The sequence below is a fragment of the Chryseobacterium elymi genome (assembly GCF_003385495.1).
In the GTDB taxonomy this organism is placed as follows: Bacteria; Bacteroidota; Bacteroidia; order Flavobacteriales; family Weeksellaceae; genus Chryseobacterium; species Chryseobacterium elymi.
This window is the reverse complement of sequence record NZ_QNUH01000001.1, coordinates 355650-373303: the sequence shown is the minus strand read 5'-3', so window position 1 is coordinate 373303 and position 17654 is coordinate 355650. Positions and strand designations below refer to the sequence as shown.

Genomic DNA, 17654 nt, shown 5'->3' with positions numbered 1-17654 from the left:
ATAAAAAATATGTCTATAATAGGAAAAATTATACGAGTAAATGAATTACCACCGGTTGAAGAGAGGGAAACTAATGTCATTTACCAGGTCGCCGAGTCTGGCTCTCCCATTTATACAGATTATGCCATTGATCAAAATGGAGATCTGAAAACACATGCTGTTACTGATGGAAGTATTCCTCTGGAACTGGCAGATACTCATCTTTCGATTTCAAACCCTTCTTTTATTGCGGAGGGAATCATAAACCAACGAGACTACAACGCCAATACACGCGAAAAATTAAATCAGAAGTTGGATATACCTTCCACAGATGGTAATGTTTTAGATTATCCGAAAATTGTGGGTTTGGATGACAATGGAAATGTAGCGAAATTACCTGCTGGTGATTTAGGAAAAAACGTTGCCAATTCTTCTCTGACTACGGTACCCGGTGCCGGACTGACACTCGGTGCCAACTGGACATTGAATACATCAGGGCTTTATTATTCAGTAACCGGATTAGCCGATGTTTCGAGTGATACGACTTTTAATATGTTATTAGCTCAAAATGCATCCGGCAGGCTGGGAAAATCAAACGGAAAGAATCTTCTTCTGCAGCTTCCAAATATTTTAACAACAGCAGAAAAAGAACAATTTGGGCTTGCATGGAATAATCAATACAGTAATGCAGCACTTAATGTATACTCTATCACCCCTTCTATTCTTAAACATGAACACACGGTAAAATATTTGGTACTACAAGGCTTAAATTTAAACTTAAATCCAGCAAACACTTCGGTAAAATTTATACCACAAGAGAACCAATTGGGAGTTGGAGAAGTTGACTGTTTAGGGTTTCAGACTTTTGCTGATGGAAAATCTATGGTGGTAACTTTATATGGAGATTCTCTTTCTGCAAATCAAAATTATAATATTGTTATCAGAACTTCAACTCCAACTGTTCAGGTACACCGAACGACAAGTATTGTTACTGTATCGGCCTCATCCAACAACTTCGATCTGAGTACTATTGTATGGTCAAAAAAGATCTACAATAACCTTACTAATGATAGTGTATTTGGAAATGCAGGCGCAGGGCAGTACCAGAGTAATCCAAATGTAAAAGCCTATGCTAATGAGGCTGTGGTGGTATCGGCACTTAAATCTTCAAAAATTATTGAAGCCAATCAGGATTTTTATTTAAGTTTTGATGTAAGTGTAAACTTTAGCTCTCCCAGCAGTACAGTTCCATATCATTCTATCGGTTTGATGCTCAGTTCTACATCATTAGACCTTCTTAATCTTAATATTGCTAGTGTGAGAGTTGTAGGAAGACAGGACTCATGGGGCCGTCAGGTTTATTTAGATAATAGCTCGATTACGCATGCGCAAGCTCCGATAAATCCCGAAACTTTTAATTATACCATTATGAGAAGGGGATCTGTAGTCTATTTTGTTCTTACAAAAAATGGTACGGTTCTCAATTACTCTAAAAGTATTTCAACCGATGCACTTTCATTTGCGATGTTCAATACCAATATGAGCGTAAATGCAAACATTTCCTTTAACATTACAGAATTAACCCTTTTCTAAATTTAAAATATCAAAAATTATGAACGAACAATTAAAAATAACGACTCAAATACAGGCTTTAATCAATGACATCGAAAATGTTGAATTAAATCTTGCAGAATTACCATTATCTGAACATCCGAAGCTTCCACAATTCAATAGGAGTATTCGTGTTCTGGATATTGATGCCAAATCTAAACAGCAGTTTATATGCTTCAGCTATGAGCAGGTACTGAAAGACAAAGAAACCGGCGAAGAGATTAATATAGCTCTTCCTGCCCCGGAGTGGGTCATCTATAAGGAAACATGGAGCTATCTCCGTGATAATTACGGCGCACCAATTGAGCAGCCTTTGGTTGAACCTACAGATGGCATGGCTGCAGACAAGGTAAAAGTTCCCAGTTATCAATATATGCTTTGGCTGCTGAAGAATAAGAAGGTTGGCTTTACGGAGCTTCTGGCTTCTTACCTGGATGAATTTGTGAAAACTCACAAAGAAGCATTGGACAAGCTTTCCTAAGAAGTATTAATGAATGGCAGAGCGTAATGCTCTGCCTTTTTCAAAAAGGGAAAAAAAATTATGGACACACTAGAAATCAGAGATATATTAAGCAACGAATGGCGTACTGATAATTTTATTAACAAGCAACAATTGTGTTATAACCTTCGGAGGAGCAATACCATTGGCAATCATTTTATTTTGGAATATGACATAAACGATTATGATTGGCATGCGGAACAATTATCTATAAAAGACGAAAAAAATGTGATAAGGCTAAAAACCTATCTCAATAAAAATAAAGAGCTGGTAGATTTAGTTCAAAGTCAATCTGAAATAGAATTTGATATTGATCTGACTGAAAAAAAAATGAGTTTTCGATTGAAATATTTTTTTCGCAGGCAGGCAGATAATGAAAACCTTCGTCGAAGAAAAGCTATTGTATTAGAGACTTTTTCGTACGAAGAGTTCAGGAATTTGATACAGTATGTAGGTTATGGTGATTTTGAGCAGGGAACTTCATATGATTATTTCGGCTATTTTACGAAGGTCTATCAGTTTTATTTTCAGAAAGCAAGCACACCGGAAGAGCTTCTATTTCTTTATACCAATACTCCGGATTTTGTCTTTGAAAGAATGTTGTTAGATAATGAGAAAGTAATGGATCATCTTATTACTCTCGCAGATTATGATGACACAGGATTTTGGAGTGGGTGGAAAGATGGAAGCTCTGCTTTGGTGAATGTATTGAAAGCTTTTTCCAGCCATATCTATTTATTGGAAAGGTTTAAGAAAGAGCCGGAGCTTTGTAATAAAATCTACTATGGCTTAGACGGGATAAGTTATATTGATGGAAAGCCACAGCCAAACAGAGTGATTTTTGCTAATATCCTGCAGCAATTCTGTTTATTTTCCCAAAACCGTCCAAAATTAGATGCATCGACGTTTCTAACAGGGAAAGGTTACAAAATTAACACAGATGTAATGGAACTATCTGGAAACTGGTTGGGCTTCGGACAGTCTGATTCCAAAACATTTTTCCTGCAACAACAGCAGGAATATATTTCCGATGAGTCTGCAGAATATGAAACAGATGATTTAGGAATTACTACCACTGTAAAAAGCCAAAGCAGGATGAAAAATCTGAATGATGGAGCACAATATCATCCATTGGAAATGGTATATTTTGTAAATGAAAAAGAAAAATACATCAATCCGGAAACAGGTGAGCAAATGCCACCGGTAACCATGATCGTTCCTGCTATTTATGTAAAAGCGATGGCTGATGCTGAAAAATGGGAAGAAATAAACTACTTTATTCGTATTACAGCAGATATTTTGGCGGTTACCCTTGGAATTGTTACATTGGCGACCACAGGAAATCCATATCTGATATTGGCTGCTATGGCAGATCTTAGTTTGGCAGGAATAGATCTTACTGTACAGGCGCTTCGGCAAGAGATTGCAAAATTACCCGGAGGGGAAAGTTTTCTGGAGGACTGGGATCTTATTTATGGAGTGGGAGGTATTATTATTGCTGCTCCTCAACTTATAGTATCTGCTTACAGAGGCATTTTTGTACTAATCCCAAAAGCTGCAAAAAATGTGCAGCAAGGTTTGAAAGCAATGGCAATTTCCTTATTTTTGGATTTGAACAGCGGAGTTTTCCAAAGGAAAGACCTTCGTGTGTTTAGTCCTACAGAATGGGTAATCCCAAGCGCAGGGTTCTTTTCAAAAGCTGCAGAGTGCGATGCTTTGGTTCGGAATGGTGCTTTCTTTATGGAACTAGATGCGGCGGCTATCATGGAAAACATTAATAAAGGAAATGGGATTAATCCGGATGTTATAGGTGCAATAAGCAGCAATAGGAAATTTGCATTAGTTTACAAAGGGGAAATTATTGCCCAAGGAAGCCGATATGATAAAGCATATCAAGAAACATTAGCGAATTTAAGAAGGGCGAGCTATGACGTGCAGAAGGTTAAGAGTGTTTTAGAAGTAAAATTTTTGATAAAAAATAAAGGAAGTTTAGATGTTTTTCATGGAACAAGTCCTAATGCAGTTATTTCAATAAGGAAAAATGGTGTTTTATTATCAGCGAATATTATTGAGTTGGATTTTAACACAAAAGGACAAGGAGCATTTTATACCAGTTCATCCTATAAAGAAACTGTTGGCTATAACAAGTATAAATTTGGCAGTCGTGGATTACAATCAGATATTATACAGTTTGACATACCTGAGAAGGAATTGTTAAAATTAAACATTAAAGTATTTGATACTCCAACTGAGGAATGGGCAGATTTTGTAACCAAAGCTAGAACCGGAAATATAGTACATGAATATGATATAGTAATAGGACCGAAACTAAAAAATCCTTGGGATGTAAAGGAAGGAATTGCATTACCGAAAGCGCACAAAGAGTTTCAAATAGCAATAACGAGTGAAAAAGGGGCTAAAGTTCTCACTAAATATTTGCAAAAATAAATAATATAATAAAATGAATCCAATCAAAAACAGCCAATTTACATTTATTGATGACGATGGTACAAAGAAAATTTTTCTGAGAGAAAAATATTTTGAATTTGTAAGTCTTTTAATTACTGATTATTATAAAAAAGAAATTATAGAAAATGATTTTTACAATTATTTTGTGAATTTATTAAATAATTTAGAAGATTATCATGGTGTATACTTTGTTGAACATTATATGCCTCCCTATTGGGCATTAAGTATTATAGAAAATGATAATACTAAAAACTCTTTTAATTATGATGAAAGAATGAAGGAAATTTCAACGAATTTTAGAAGACAAAATAATTTAGGGTCTTTTATTATAGGCAATGATAATATTCCGTTATAATTTGTATAACAATTTAACCGCTCAATGAATTGGGCGGTCTTTTCATTTTATACTTTCCTTATTTTTGGATTTGAATAGCGGAGTTTTCCAAAGGAAAGACCTTCGTGTGTTTAGTCCTACAGAATGGGTAATCCCAAGCGCAGGGTTCTTTTCAAAAACTGCAGAGTGCGATGCTTTGGTTCGGAATGGTGCTTTTAGATGCGGCGACTATTATGGAAAACATTAATAAAGGAAATGGGATTAATCCGGATGTTATAGGCTCAATAAGCAGCAACAGGAAATTTGCATTAGTCTACGAAGGAGAAATTATAGCCCAAGGAAGCCGGTATGACAAAGCTTACCAAAAGACTTTAATGTATTTAAAAAGAGCAAGCACTAATGCAGAGAAGGGGGAGAAAATATTAAAGGATCTTCTATTTGAGAATTATATTAAATATGAAGGTCAATTTAAGATTAAGTTTCATCATCACTTTGATGGAGAGATTTTAATTAAACAAAAAAGTGGAGAAGATGTTTTAGAACTTTTCGGAGCACACAACCACGATGTGGTGGGAACTAAAATACAACTAGGTCCTATAAGAAAATCACCGGGAATAAAAAGTTTTCATGATTTACCAGATGATATTCCCTTCAAAGCTAATGTAGAAATGAAATATGGAAGTGGTATTGTGAAAAGAAAAATACATCTTCTTTTTTTCCAAAAAACTGGGATATAAAAAGAGTAAAAGAGGAAATTGCTTTAGTATATGATCAAATGTTAAAAAGTGGAAGAGTATATGATCCCAGAGCAACAAATAGAAAATTTGATTTTCCTTGCAGTAATGGCTCTTTCAGGATTCAAATTGAATTCGATGAATTAGGCAACCTAACCAGTGCTTATCCAATAGTAAATTAATAAAATTTAAAAATGAGTTATAAATTTAAAAAAATAAGTTATAGCGCTCCAAATATTGAGCCTCTTTGGCAATATGGAGTTGAAGTATCCGACAAAACAATTTCTGCTTTAGAACATATTGAATCTTGGTCTTGGACATCCGAAGAAGTTCAAAATATGTTGGATGAGATTAATTCAATCACAAATAAAGATTTTGAGTATTCTGTAGAAGTAGGTCATTTATTGATAGTTGCAGATAAAGAAGAAACACATTTATTCAATCTTCTGAATAGAGAGCAAAAAAAAGCAGATATTATTTGGTCTACGGAAAAATTTGTCCAGTTTTTAAAAGATTTTAAAGATTTTTTACAAAAAAATGGTAGATAAAATTATTTAACGGCAACCACAAGTTGCCGTATTTTGTTTTTAAGATCTTTTATAGGCAGGATATTATTTTTAAACTAAATAAACATTTTACCAAATATTATCTGATCAAGCTATCAGAAATAGATGCATTATAATTTTTTTACATTAAATACCCCAAACCAGCGTGAAACCCACACTGGTTTTTTATTTCCAAAAAATAAATTTCAAATTTTATTCACAGTAAACCAATGCTTTACAATATAATTTCATTCTTTTTTCAAAATCTCACGCAAGATTTTCCAAAAAATGGGTTTTATAGATGAGTACTCAATACAATTAATGTTTAATGTAAAAAAATAATGAAATGAAGAATTCAATAGTACTTAAGGTTATTACTGCCGTTTTAATTTTATCAATTATCTTCTCCCTGTTCTCGTGTATGAACGAGGACAGGATAGAAGTACCACCCGTAAAGCTGGAAGACGTTAACGGTAATTATAAAGGAAGGCTTATCACGGTGCAGGGAGAGTTTAGAGCGGAGAAAATCGTAGACTTTAAAATAAAAAAAGATACCCTGACATTTCCGGAATTTCCTTTAAAAGAAATCGTAATGGCGGTAGTAAAAGATCCGGTAAAAACCCAGAATGCCATAGCGGCGATGGGAAAAGTGAAATATAATCTGAATTATACAACAGTATTAAATGCTGAGAAAAACTGGGTAGAGCTTACTTTTGAACCCAAGGTGCTTGAGCTTCAGATCCCGGTAGACGGAGTGGTCAAAAACACAGTCGTAACGGTAGTGGCAAAGCAAAAAGGATACTTTGTAGGACTGGATCACACGCTGAGATTTGCTTTGGCAGCAGAAAAAATAACGGTAAATGGAACGGAGTTGAGCCCCTTCGAGGCGATTAACTACAATTTCCCGTACTGTATAAAAACTAATTGATAAGATAATATAAACAATAGATTGTGGTTTGCCGGATGCGGTCTATTTTTGCTTTAAAATTTTAATCGGTGCTAAACCGGACCTTAGTCGTACATGGAAGAAAACAAGGAGCAGATTTTGATAAGACGCCTTCTCACGAAGGAAGAAGCTGCCTGGAAAGAACTTTTCGGAAACTATTCCGGAAACCTTGCCGGGGTCTGTTCCCGTTATCTTTCAGGAAAAGACGATGTTCATGACGTTCTTCAGAACAGCTTTATCAAAATGTTCCGCTCCATAGCAACATTTGAATACAGAGGAAGCGGGTCTTTGAAAGCATGGATGATCCGGATCACCGTAAACGAAGCTTTAAAACATATAAAGCAGCATTCCGGCATAACAACAAATGATGATCTCACGGAGTTTCCAGACATTCCCAATGACGAGGAACCGGACCTAGAGGAAATTCCCCAGGCAGCCATTATGAAAATGATACGTTCACTTCCTGACGGGTACAGAACCGTTTTTAACCTGTTTGTATTTGAGAAAAAAAGCCATAAAGAGATTGCCGGGCTTTTAGGAATCGCAGAAAATTCTTCCGCCTCACAGTTTCACAGGGCAAAAGGAATGCTGATTCAGAAAATTAAAGAATTTAAAATGTCAAAAAAAGCACAATATGAATAGTCGGTGGCTCAATGATCTGCACAGGAAAATGGAAGACCACGAAGAGGATATTCCGGATGGGCTGTGGGAAGATATTAAAGATGAACTTTTTGCCGGAGAGGAAGAAAACGGAATGGCAGGAGGAATAATGCCTGAAGCTGATGATAAAAAAGAAAGTAAAACTATTTCTGTAACTAAAAAAAGCACTCTGTTCTACCGTATTGTTGGAATGGCTGCTGCCGTTACCATGCTGTTCTTTACAGGAAAGTTTTTACTGGAAATGAATGCAGAAACAGAACCTAAAATAGCGGTAAACTCTGAAAATGCTGATAACATTAAAAAAGATGGCAAAAAAATCAAAGAATCAGTAAAGGCAAGTACAAATGAGCAAATCAATACCAAATCAGGTGGAAAATATAGTGGACAGGGAAATATATTGACAGGAAAAGCTCATATGGGTACTATTTTAAAAAATATATTTAATGAAGAAACTATTGATAACAATAATATCATACTAAAATCTACGGAAAATAAAAACAGTTTAATCCCATTAGCAAAAGAAGAATCACCTCTATATGATCCATTTTCTTCATTCAATGGAAATCCTGTATTGAAAAAGAAACAAGATGAAGATGAAGTCCTTTATAATGATGAAAATAAACTTTCGGAAAAGTATGCTGTCAACGATAAACCTAAAGCTTCAGGTCGTCAGCCCAAAAAATGGATGCTGAGCATGCTTACAGGAAATGTTTCCTCAAATTCTTCCGAACAGAAGTTCCCGGGCTACACTTCCATCAGCGGAAGCCCTATGACTTTCAGTGACGTATGGATCTCCGGTACAGATCCCGATCCGCTTACAGAAGTTTTGCTGGCTAACCAAAGCAAAGAGGTTGAAGCAAGGATAAGACATAAAATCCCTGTGACATTTGGTATTTCCGTGTATTATAACCTTGGAAAAAAATGGGGAATAGGAACGGGTATCAATTATACAAAACTTACCTCAGAACTTCACTCCGGAAGCAATTCAAATTATATAAAAGGGGATCAGAGCATTCATTATATAGGGATTCCGATGCAGGCCAACTATAATGTCATTCAGAAAGGACGCTTTACAGGATATGTTACCGGCGGAATACTTGCCGAAAAAGCCATAGCAGGAAAACTTAAGACAAAATATATAGTAAATAATGAAGTGCAGGACGAGCAGGGCGAACGGCTTGATGTTAAACCCGTACAGTTTTCAGTGAATTCGGCAGTAGGGTTGCAGGTGAAAATCATTGATAAGATCGGGATATATGCAGAGCCCGGTATAGGGTATCATTTTAAAAATGAGAATCAGCTCAATACCCTTTACAAAGAAAAACCATTAAACTTTAATATGAAGTTCGGGATCAGACTATTACTGGACTGATGCCACTGAATAAGACTAAATCAAACCATTAAATATTTACATATGAAACCAAAACTGATTTTTTTGGCTTTTCTGTTCATGACCATTCTGAATATAAAAGCACAGTGTAACCCAACCATCACAAGCCCCAGGCTGGGCGTAAAATTCCCGGATAAAATTCTGTTCTGCAATACCGAAACAGAGATACTTTCTACACAAACATTCGGAAGCTATCAATGGTACAAACAGCAATGGACCTGGCAAACACCTAATACCAATCCGTGGACCCCAATTCCTGGAGCAGTTTCACAAACTTTGACTATCAATGGAAATGACGACCAGCTTTATTATTTTAAAGTGGCAGTTACACAGGGCGACTGTGTGGCAGAAAGCCCGGCGGTTATGGCAGACGGATTTATGTATGCGCTTCCTGCAATGCTCAGCACATTTACACCCGGAACTTTTTCCCAGGTAGGACCTGGAGAATATAATATTTGTGCCGGAGCATCCGTAAAATTTGATGATGTCTTTCCTGATCTCTATGGAAGTCATGTATGGTATAAGTGCATTCCCAGCAGCCCGCCGCCTTCCAATGGAGATCCATGTGTGATAAATGGTGCAGTTGGTGATACCTATATCGCTACAGAATCCGGAGAATATGGATTTTATGCCTGTACAGAGTATTGCCCGGATCAGTGTGAATTTTTAGGGACAGGAAATTTTGTAAAGCTGAATTTTGGAAACTGGGATTTTTGCAGCCTGGGAACAGACGAAACAAAACGGAAGGAAAACAGCCTGAAAATATACCCGAATCCTACAGCACAGTTCCTTTATATCGGAAAAGAATCGGACAAAATATACAAAGCTATTTCCATTATTGATATGTCAGGAAAGGTAGTTCTTCAGAAAAATGAGCACCGTTTTAATGAAGCTATTGATGTAAGCAGGCTCTTACCCGGAAACTATATTATTCTTTCCAAAGACTCAGAAGGGAATACCTATAAGAATAAATTCATAAAAAAATAATAGCATAAAATCAATCCTTAGTTAGTTTTTTTTTAATCATGATAAGCCGGTACAGAGGTGGTTTGTATCGGCTTGTCTTTTTTAATTTATTTGCAAAGCAGATCTCCTGATACAATCAATTTAAAAAGCGACAGGTTTTGTCGCTGTTGCCATGTACTTTTGGAAAATAATTAATTAAAAAAAAGAATTATGGCAATAGTAAAAAATTCAATGGATGAGCTTCGCAATGTAAGCGGAGCAGAAATATCAGTATTAATAGCTTCACTAGCAACAGGAAAGCCGGAATATATAAAGCTTATGGGGTACTATCCGGGAACCCCTTATGATAGGCCAGTTGTTTATTATTTATCAGAAACTACCGCTCAGGATGATGGCTTTAGTATTATTAACCTCGTAAACAACAGTCAATATAAATTGGAGCTTAGTTTTGGAGATAGTATGAGCCTCGCTTACTGCGGAATCAAAGGGGATGGTATAAATGATGAAACTATTGCAATAAATAAAGCTCTGGTAAGACTTTACAATATGAAAGTAAAGAATGTTACAATTACAGGAATCAATAAAATAGACGTTGATAGTGGGGCTAAAATTCAGCTTCAGAGTGATACAAACTATTTCCTGAATGGAACAGTTGAGGCGATGCCGGGAAGGACAAATGGCTATGAACTGATATCCTTTGCACAGACGGTAAACACAAAGCTGACCGGAGGAAAAGTTAAAGGAAATAAATACAGCTTTAAAGCGCCGGATGGAAGCTATTATAAAATGTGGCGTGCTTACCAATCCTACCAGGTAGGAGAATATATATATGTAAACAACTGCCCTCTGAAAGTAGTCAGTGCAGGGACCAGCGGTGGGGAAAAACCATGGGCTCCATTGTATATAAAATGTGAATCTGTCACTCCTGAATTGGTGCCATCTAACTGTAATCCCGGTTATAATGAGAATACTCAGGTCACTGTATTGGACGGCTCAGTAACCTATGAAGTCATTCATAATACGGATTTAGGTGAGTGGGGATTTGGAATAAGTGTATTGAATGCAGAAAATTTCCATGTTCAGGATGTTGAAATATCTGAATGCTGGGGAGACGGAATCTATATAAATAATGCTTACAATGGAAATATAGTTAATGTTAAATGTAGTGACAATCGCCGTCAGGGAGCATCAGTTATCCGTGGTGACGGGATCAATATATTGAACAGCCAGTTTAATAATACTGTTGGAACAACTCCGGAGTCGGGAATAGATATTGAACCTAACTCTGAAAACCATGTTAGAAACGTGAATATTATTAACTGCACTTGCGATCGAAATGAAGGGTATGGAGTTTTAATTACGACTCCGGATTCTTTGTCGTCAATTAGAGATGTAAACATATTAAATTTAACAACAAGGAATAATATCAGAGATGGCTTTGCCTGTAAAACAGAAGGAGATTCCTATTCGCATACAATCTTTAATATTAACATCCATAATTTGACATCTTCAGGAAACCATGCTTCACAGATCTTTATAGAGGGAACAAATGGTGTTAAAATAAGAAACGGAAGGATAGAAAATACATTTGATTATCCACTTGTAGATTTGTACAAAGTACACAATGTGAAAATTAGTGATTTGGAGATGATAGGAAACGGAGATGGAGTCAGAATTAGAAAATCAGGTGACAATATAACGCTTGAAGGAAATTATATTGAAACCCTTAAAACGTGCATTATAGATGATCATACGGATAGCAAGAAAGAAAATCTTATCATTAAAGCCAATACCCTGAAGTCAGTTCAGCAAAGTGGTTTAGATCTGCTGGGGCATTCTTTCCTTACCATAGAAAACAATAGTATTTTAAGAAGCGGAACTAACGGAATAAAAATTGGGGACATTAAGAGAACGGCAGTTATCGCAAATAAGACCAATAACATAGGGCTGGTGGATAATAATACTGAATATGGACATATTGTTATAGAGGGCGAAGCCAGCGAAATTATTTGTGAAAACAATATATTGGCCAACTATCCGGACCTTGTGACACTACCGGTCGGAATTATTGCGCAATCACCACAAATAAATTATTGTACATTCAGAACACTACATTCTCATAACAACAGTAATTTCGGACCGGATCAGATTATATCAAATCCTACAGTTACAATACATGACATCCGATGATAAATTCATTTTTTTTAAATTTAATAGCATAAACCAAAAGCCGGTGACCATTGAATGTAATTCAGCGATTGCCGGTTTTTTTATGCTAATATTTATTGATGTCCGTTAGATGGTTTAAAATTTTATTTATACAAAAACTAAAAAGGTAGTTTTCTTTTACTTTTTATAAACTCCGATTAAAATTTGGATTGAAAAATATCCTATTTTTACAAAAAACACCAATCATGTTAGTTAAAATTTATGGAAGTGCCATCTTCGGAGTAGCTGCACAAACCATTACTATCGAGGTAAATGTAGACACAGGAGGAGTAGGGTACCATCTCGTAGGGCTTCCCGATAACGCTATTAAAGAAAGCAGCTACAGAATCTCCGCGGCCCTGAAGAATGTAGGGTACAAAATTCCCGGTAAGAAAATTACGATTAATATGGCGCCTGCAGATCTTCGGAAAGAAGGTGCTGCTTACGACCTTTCCATTGCGATAGGAATTCTTGCCGCTTCAGATCAGATCCTTGCCGAAAATATCCATGAATATGTTATTATGGGTGAACTTTCCCTGGATGGAAGCCTGCAGCCTATAAAAGGAGTGTTGCCAATAGCAATTCAGGCTAGGGAAGAAGGTTTTAAAGGAATTATACTTCCCATACAAAATACCCGTGAAGCTGCCATTGTAGATAATCTGGAGGTTTATGGGGTAGAAAATATCAAAGAAGTAATTGATTTTTTTAACGAAGGAAAACCTATCGAAAGAGTAATACTGGACACCAGAAAAGAATTTCAGGAAAAAGTGAATGATTTTCCATTTGATTTTTCTGAAGTTAAAGGACAGGAAACAGCAAAAAGAGCTATGGAAATAGCCGCTGCAGGTGGACACAATATCATTCTCATCGGTCCTCCGGGAAGTGGAAAGACCATGCTTGCCAAAAGAGTACCGGGCATTCTTCCTCCATTAACCCTGAAAGAAGCTTTAGAAACAACAAAAATACATTCTGTAGCCGGTAAAATGGGAGCAGAAACGTCTCTTATGACCGTAAGGCCCTTTAGGTCGCCGCATCACACTATTTCAGATGTTGCGTTGGTAGGTGGCGGAAGCTATCCCCAGCCTGGAGAAATATCACTTGCACACAACGGGGTCCTATTTCTTGATGAGATGCCCGAGTTTAAAAGAACGGTTTTAGAAGTCATGAGACAGCCTCTTGAAGATCGGGAAGTAACGATTTCCAGAGCCCGGTTTACCGTGAACTATCCTGCCAGCTTTATGCTGGTAGCCTCTATGAACCCAAGTCCCAGCGGTTTTTTCCCGGACGACCCGGGTAATACCTCATCCGTTTACGAAATGCAGCGGTATATGAATAAACTTTCAGGGCCCTTATTAGACAGGATCGATATTCATATAGAAGTTCAAAAAGTTGAATTTGAACAGCTGGCAGAAAAAAGAAAAGGCGAGAAAAGCTCAGATATCAGGGAACGGGTACTTAAAGCACGTAATATTCAGAATGAACGCTATAAAAACCTCAATATCAGTTATAATGCCCAGATTGGTCCTAAGGAAATTGAAGCATTTTGCAGCTTGGATGAAGCATCCCTGCACCTCATTAAGCTCGCTATGGAGAAGCTGAATCTTTCAGCAAGAGCTTATGATCGTATCTTGAAAGTGGCCAGAACTGCAGCCGATCTGGAAGGAACTGAAAATATATTATCCCATCATATTTCAGAAGCCATACAATACAGAAGCCTGGACAGGGAATTTTGGAATGTGTAATTATGAAATTCTCAATATGATTTTGTAAAATACATTCTGACTTATTTAATGTTTCCTACATTTTTGTTAATCATGAGAATGCTATTTCTTCTGTTTTCCTGATCTGATCTAATTTTTATTATATTTTTGATTTAAATTATACATAATATGGCAATATTTAAATCCTAATTTGGAGAAAATTTACGATTATTTATTTCTCCTCTTTAAATATTATGTTAAATTTGAATGTCAAATTTTTAAAAGTATTACATTATGAAAGAAAAATCAACAGATAAGGCTTAAGCAAATCAATTCTGATTACTGATCGCATAGAATGTATACTATTCTTTGCTGTTTACATGTACTAGGCTGTTTTTATAAACGTCTACAGTTCTGCCATAATGCAGTTCATCTGAAACTACTATCACCAAACAAACCAAAAACTAATATGCCAAATACAATATCAATGCCATCGGGGCAGCCCGCAGGTGTACAGGTTCTTTTATCCCCTGAAGACAGAGAAAAGCTTCTCAACGATTTTAATAATACAAATTGGGATTACCACAAAGAAGAAACACTGATCTCCCTTTTCAAAAACCAGACACTCCTTCACCCCGAAAATCTTGCAGCTGTTTATCAGGACAGCAGTATCAGCTACCGTGAGCTTGATCAGAAAAGTAGCCAGCTTGCTAATGTACTGTTAGAAAAAGGAGTAAAAGAAGGAATATTTGTTCCTGTTTGGCTGGACCGTTCGCTGGAGTGGCTGATTGCCATTCTGGGTGTTTTAAAGACAGGAGCAGCTTATGTGCCTATAGACCCTGCTTATCCTGTAAAACGTGTAGAATATATCCTTGCCGATACCTCAGCGGGAATACTTATTACCGATACTCAGCGGGGAAATTCACTGACAGAAGGAATTAATGCTGAAATTTTTTATCTGGATAATACAGAAAGCCTGTCCTATTTATCTACCAAACTACCCGATATTACTATATCTCAGAATGCATTAGCCTATACCATTTACACATCCGGCTCAACAGGAAATCCTAAAGGGGTCATGGTTTCCCATCATAGCATTCAGCATTTAGTGACATGGCACAATCAGTATTTTCATGTTGATGACACATCACACCTTACCCTTATTGCCGGATTGGCATTCGACATCTCTGTATGGGAAACATGGTCAGCACTTATTGCTGGTGCTGTAATCTATATCGCAGCCAATGAAGATAGAGTAGGAGCTTCCGAGATTGTGAATTTTTACCGTAAAAACCGGATCACCCATGGATTTACTCCTTCTGTTCTTGCTCCCTCTGTTGTTGAAGAAACACGAAAGTATAGTGATCTTAAACTTAAATACCTCTTTACAGCAGGAGAAAAGCTTAAACCTGTACTTACCAGCGAATTAAGTTATGAGTTAGTTGATTATTACGGTCCCACTGAATGCACGGTCTATGCCACCTTCAAAAAAGTTAAAGATATGAATGGACAGTATGTTTCTTCAATCGGAAGGCCCATAGCCAATTCACAGGCTTACATTTTAGGAGAAAACAGCGAACTGTTGCCGGTAGGTGCCGTGGGAGAGCTGCATATAGGAGGGAATCTTTTGGCTAAGGGTTATCTTAATAATGAAGAACTCACATCTTCAAAATTCATTAACAGTCCATTCAGGGAAAACGAAAAACTCTACCGCACTGGTGATCTTGCCCGTTGGAAGTCAGATGGAGATATTGAATTTTTAGGAAGAATAGACAATCAGGTGAAAATTAGAGGTTTCCGCGTCGAATTGGGCGAAATTGAACGCTGCCTTGCCCGTTTGGAAGGAATACAGGAAGCTGCAGTCATTACAAAAGAGCATGGAAATAATAAATATATTGTAGCCTTTATCATGGTAAAGCCCGGTGAAAAAGCAGATACTGTATGGGTAAGACAGCAGCTGAAAGAAGAGCTGCCCGGCTATATGATTCCAGCTCAGATCATCAATATTGATAAAATACCACTTACGGCCAACGGAAAAACAGACACTCATTTGCTAAAGGAATTGGCAGACAGAGAGGCAAAAGAACTGATGTTTACAGAACCTCCTACCAATGAAACCGAAAGAATTATTGCAGATATTTGGGCCGAAGAACTAGAACGTCCGGTGATTAATATGACGGATAATTTCTTTGATATCGGTGGAAACTCCCTCCTTGTCGCCATAGTTGCAACTGCCTTGAATTCAAGATTGGATACCAAGGTTTACATGAGGGATATTTACCAATTTCCGGTTCTCAAGCAGCTTGCCGATGAATTGATCAACAGAGCCAAAGAAGCCCGTGAAGTCATTCCGAAAGAAGATGTAGAGCCTTATGTAGCTCTTCAGCAGGATGTTTATCTCGCTCCGGGAACTGTTTTTGCAGGTGGTTTCGATCCCAAACAACTGGAAAATCCTAAAACCATATTCCTGACCGGGGTTACCGGATTTGTCGGGATCCATCTGCTTCAGGAACTTTTAGATACCACATCAGCTGATATTTATTGTCTGGTAAGGGCTCAGGATGAATTTCATGCAATGGACAAAATTGACCGCTGCTACAAACAGTATCATATCGATAGAAAAGAAGAGCAGAAATCGAGAATCATTCCTGTAATAGGAGATCTATCCCTTCCGTTGTTAGGGTTTTCTGAAGACCAGTTCAAAAAACTTGCAGGAATACTGGATCTTATTTACCACTCTGGCAGCTCCGTTAATTTTATAGAGCCCTATTCTTATATGAAAGCTCCGAACGTAGAAGGATTAAGAGAAATCATAAAACTTGCCGGTGCTGAAAGAACCAAATGCCTTGCCCTGCTGTCTACCATTTCGGTTTACAGTTGGGGACATATTTTCACCGGGAAAACCGTGATGATGGAAAGTGATGATATTGCTCAGAACCTGATGTCCGTAAGTAAAGATATCGGGTATGTAAGAAGCAAATGGGTAATGGAGGCGGTTGCAGATCTTGCGGCTAAAGAAGGCCTTCCGTTAATTACTTACCGTCTTGGCTATGCCATGTGCCACAGTGAAACGGGTGCCAGTGCTCCCTATCAATGGTGGTCCGGTCTTGTGAAAAACTGTGTCGAATTTAAATCATATCCCTTACTCACTGAATTAAGAGAAGGACTAATCACAGTAGACTATATGACCAGATCTATGGCTCACATCACAAAAAATAAAGATGCGGTTGGTAAAAAGTTCAATCTGATCGCAAGACCGGAAACTAACCTTACTCTTGAAAGTTTCTTTGGACTCCTGAAGAAGTATTATCCGCTTACCCTTGAAGGGCTTCCTTACAAAGAATGGAGGAAACAGTGGGAAGATGACAGCCGGAACCGTTTGTATCCACTCACTAGTCTGTTTAAAGATAATATGCATGAAGGGCTTTCTACAGTGGAATTATATCAGAATACCTATGTCTGGGACTGTTCCAATGTCATTCAGTTTTTGGAAGGCTCTGGTATTGAGGAGCCGTTATTTGATAGGAAGATGCTGGATGCATACCTGAAGTATCTGGGAATTCCTGTGTAGGAATAAATTTTGAAATAATAGAGCCGGGATGTATGCCCGGCT

Annotated in this window: 13 protein-coding genes; all 13 read left to right on the top strand. The window is 37.2% G+C overall.

The features are described from left to right. Positions 1-9: 9 nt before the first annotated feature. The 13 genes from DRF60_RS01595 (at position 10) to DRF60_RS01530 (ending at position 17612) form a co-directional block, all read left to right on the top strand. Positions 10-1572, top strand: coding sequence for a hypothetical protein (locus tag DRF60_RS01595; protein WP_116010369.1), 1563 nt, complete (start codon positions 10-12; stop codon positions 1570-1572). 19 nt (positions 1573-1591) lie between these two features. Then, positions 1592-2071 (top strand): hypothetical protein, encoded by a 480-nt coding sequence (locus DRF60_RS01590; protein ID WP_116010368.1) that lies wholly within the window; start codon positions 1592-1594, stop codon positions 2069-2071. Between the two features lie 60 nt (positions 2072-2131). Beyond that, positions 2132-4537: a DUF3990 domain-containing protein gene (locus tag DRF60_RS01585; RefSeq protein WP_116010367.1), complete on the top strand. Its 2406-nt coding sequence runs from the start codon at positions 2132-2134 to the stop codon at positions 4535-4537. Positions 4538-4550: 13 nt separating this feature from the next. Further along, a complete protein-coding gene (locus tag DRF60_RS01580; RefSeq protein ID WP_116010366.1) occupies positions 4551-4913 on the top strand; it encodes a hypothetical protein in 363 nt (120 codons plus the stop codon). 212 nt (positions 4914-5125) lie between these two features. Then, a complete protein-coding gene (locus tag DRF60_RS01575; protein ID WP_123902611.1) occupies positions 5126-5629 on the top strand; it encodes a hypothetical protein in 504 nt (167 codons plus the stop codon). Between the two features lie 191 nt (positions 5630-5820). Next, positions 5821-6174, top strand: a complete 354-nt coding sequence (locus tag DRF60_RS01565; protein ID WP_116010363.1) for a hypothetical protein — start codon at positions 5821-5823, stop codon at positions 6172-6174. Positions 6175-6517: 343 nt separating this feature from the next. Beyond that, entirely contained in the window at positions 6518-7099 is a 582-nt protein-coding gene (locus DRF60_RS01560; RefSeq protein WP_116010362.1) for a DUF4840 domain-containing protein, read from the top strand. 93 nt (positions 7100-7192) lie between these two features. Further along, positions 7193-7759, top strand: a complete 567-nt coding sequence (locus DRF60_RS01555; RefSeq protein WP_116010361.1) for an RNA polymerase sigma factor — start codon at positions 7193-7195, stop codon at positions 7757-7759. Next, complete coding sequence (locus DRF60_RS01550; protein WP_116010360.1) at positions 7752-9149, top strand: outer membrane beta-barrel protein; 1398 nt, start codon at positions 7752-7754, stop codon at positions 9147-9149. Before DRF60_RS01555 ends, DRF60_RS01550 begins: the two co-directional genes overlap by 8 nt. Before the next feature lie 42 nt (positions 9150-9191). After that, complete coding sequence (locus DRF60_RS01545) at positions 9192-10154, top strand: T9SS type A sorting domain-containing protein (protein WP_116010359.1); 963 nt, start codon at positions 9192-9194, stop codon at positions 10152-10154. Positions 10155-10343: 189 nt separating this feature from the next. Continuing rightward, positions 10344-12323, top strand: a complete 1980-nt coding sequence (locus tag DRF60_RS01540) for a right-handed parallel beta-helix repeat-containing protein (protein ID WP_116010358.1) — start codon at positions 10344-10346, stop codon at positions 12321-12323. A gap of 224 nt (positions 12324-12547) precedes the next feature. Beyond that, complete coding sequence (locus DRF60_RS01535; RefSeq protein ID WP_116010357.1) at positions 12548-14083, top strand: YifB family Mg chelatase-like AAA ATPase; 1536 nt, start codon at positions 12548-12550, stop codon at positions 14081-14083. Positions 14084-14510: 427 nt separating this feature from the next. Next, on the top strand, positions 14511-17612 hold the full coding sequence (locus DRF60_RS01530) for a non-ribosomal peptide synthetase family protein (RefSeq protein ID WP_116010356.1): 3102 nt from the start codon (positions 14511-14513) through the stop codon (positions 17610-17612). Positions 17613-17654: the final 42 nt, after the last annotated feature.

Bases quoted from the DNA above. Each gene is read 5' to 3' on its own strand.
- DRF60_RS01560 (WP_116010362.1), top strand. From the start codon at position 6,518: ATGAAGAATTCAATAGTACTTAAGGTTATTACTGCCGTTTTAATTTTA.
- DRF60_RS01595 (WP_116010369.1), top strand. From the start codon at position 10: ATGTCTATAATAGGAAAAATTATACGAGTAAATGAATTACCACCGGTT.
- DRF60_RS01530 (WP_116010356.1), top strand. From the start codon at position 14,511: ATGCCAAATACAATATCAATGCCATCGGGGCAGCCCGCAGGTGTACAG.
- DRF60_RS01535 (WP_116010357.1), top strand. From the start codon at position 12,548: ATGTTAGTTAAAATTTATGGAAGTGCCATCTTCGGAGTAGCTGCACAA.
- DRF60_RS01590 (WP_116010368.1), top strand. From the start codon at position 1,592: ATGAACGAACAATTAAAAATAACGACTCAAATACAGGCTTTAATCAAT.
- DRF60_RS01575 (WP_123902611.1), top strand. From the start codon at position 5,126: ATGGAAAACATTAATAAAGGAAATGGGATTAATCCGGATGTTATAGGC.
- DRF60_RS01565 (WP_116010363.1), top strand. From the start codon at position 5,821: ATGAGTTATAAATTTAAAAAAATAAGTTATAGCGCTCCAAATATTGAG.
- DRF60_RS01580 (WP_116010366.1), top strand. From the start codon at position 4,551: ATGAATCCAATCAAAAACAGCCAATTTACATTTATTGATGACGATGGT.
- DRF60_RS01540 (WP_116010358.1), top strand. From the start codon at position 10,344: ATGGCAATAGTAAAAAATTCAATGGATGAGCTTCGCAATGTAAGCGGA.
- DRF60_RS01555 (WP_116010361.1), top strand. From the start codon at position 7,193: ATGGAAGAAAACAAGGAGCAGATTTTGATAAGACGCCTTCTCACGAAG.
- DRF60_RS01545 (WP_116010359.1), top strand. From the start codon at position 9,192: ATGAAACCAAAACTGATTTTTTTGGCTTTTCTGTTCATGACCATTCTG.
- DRF60_RS01585 (WP_116010367.1), top strand. From the start codon at position 2,132: ATGGACACACTAGAAATCAGAGATATATTAAGCAACGAATGGCGTACT.
- DRF60_RS01550 (WP_116010360.1), top strand. From the start codon at position 7,752: ATGAATAGTCGGTGGCTCAATGATCTGCACAGGAAAATGGAAGACCAC.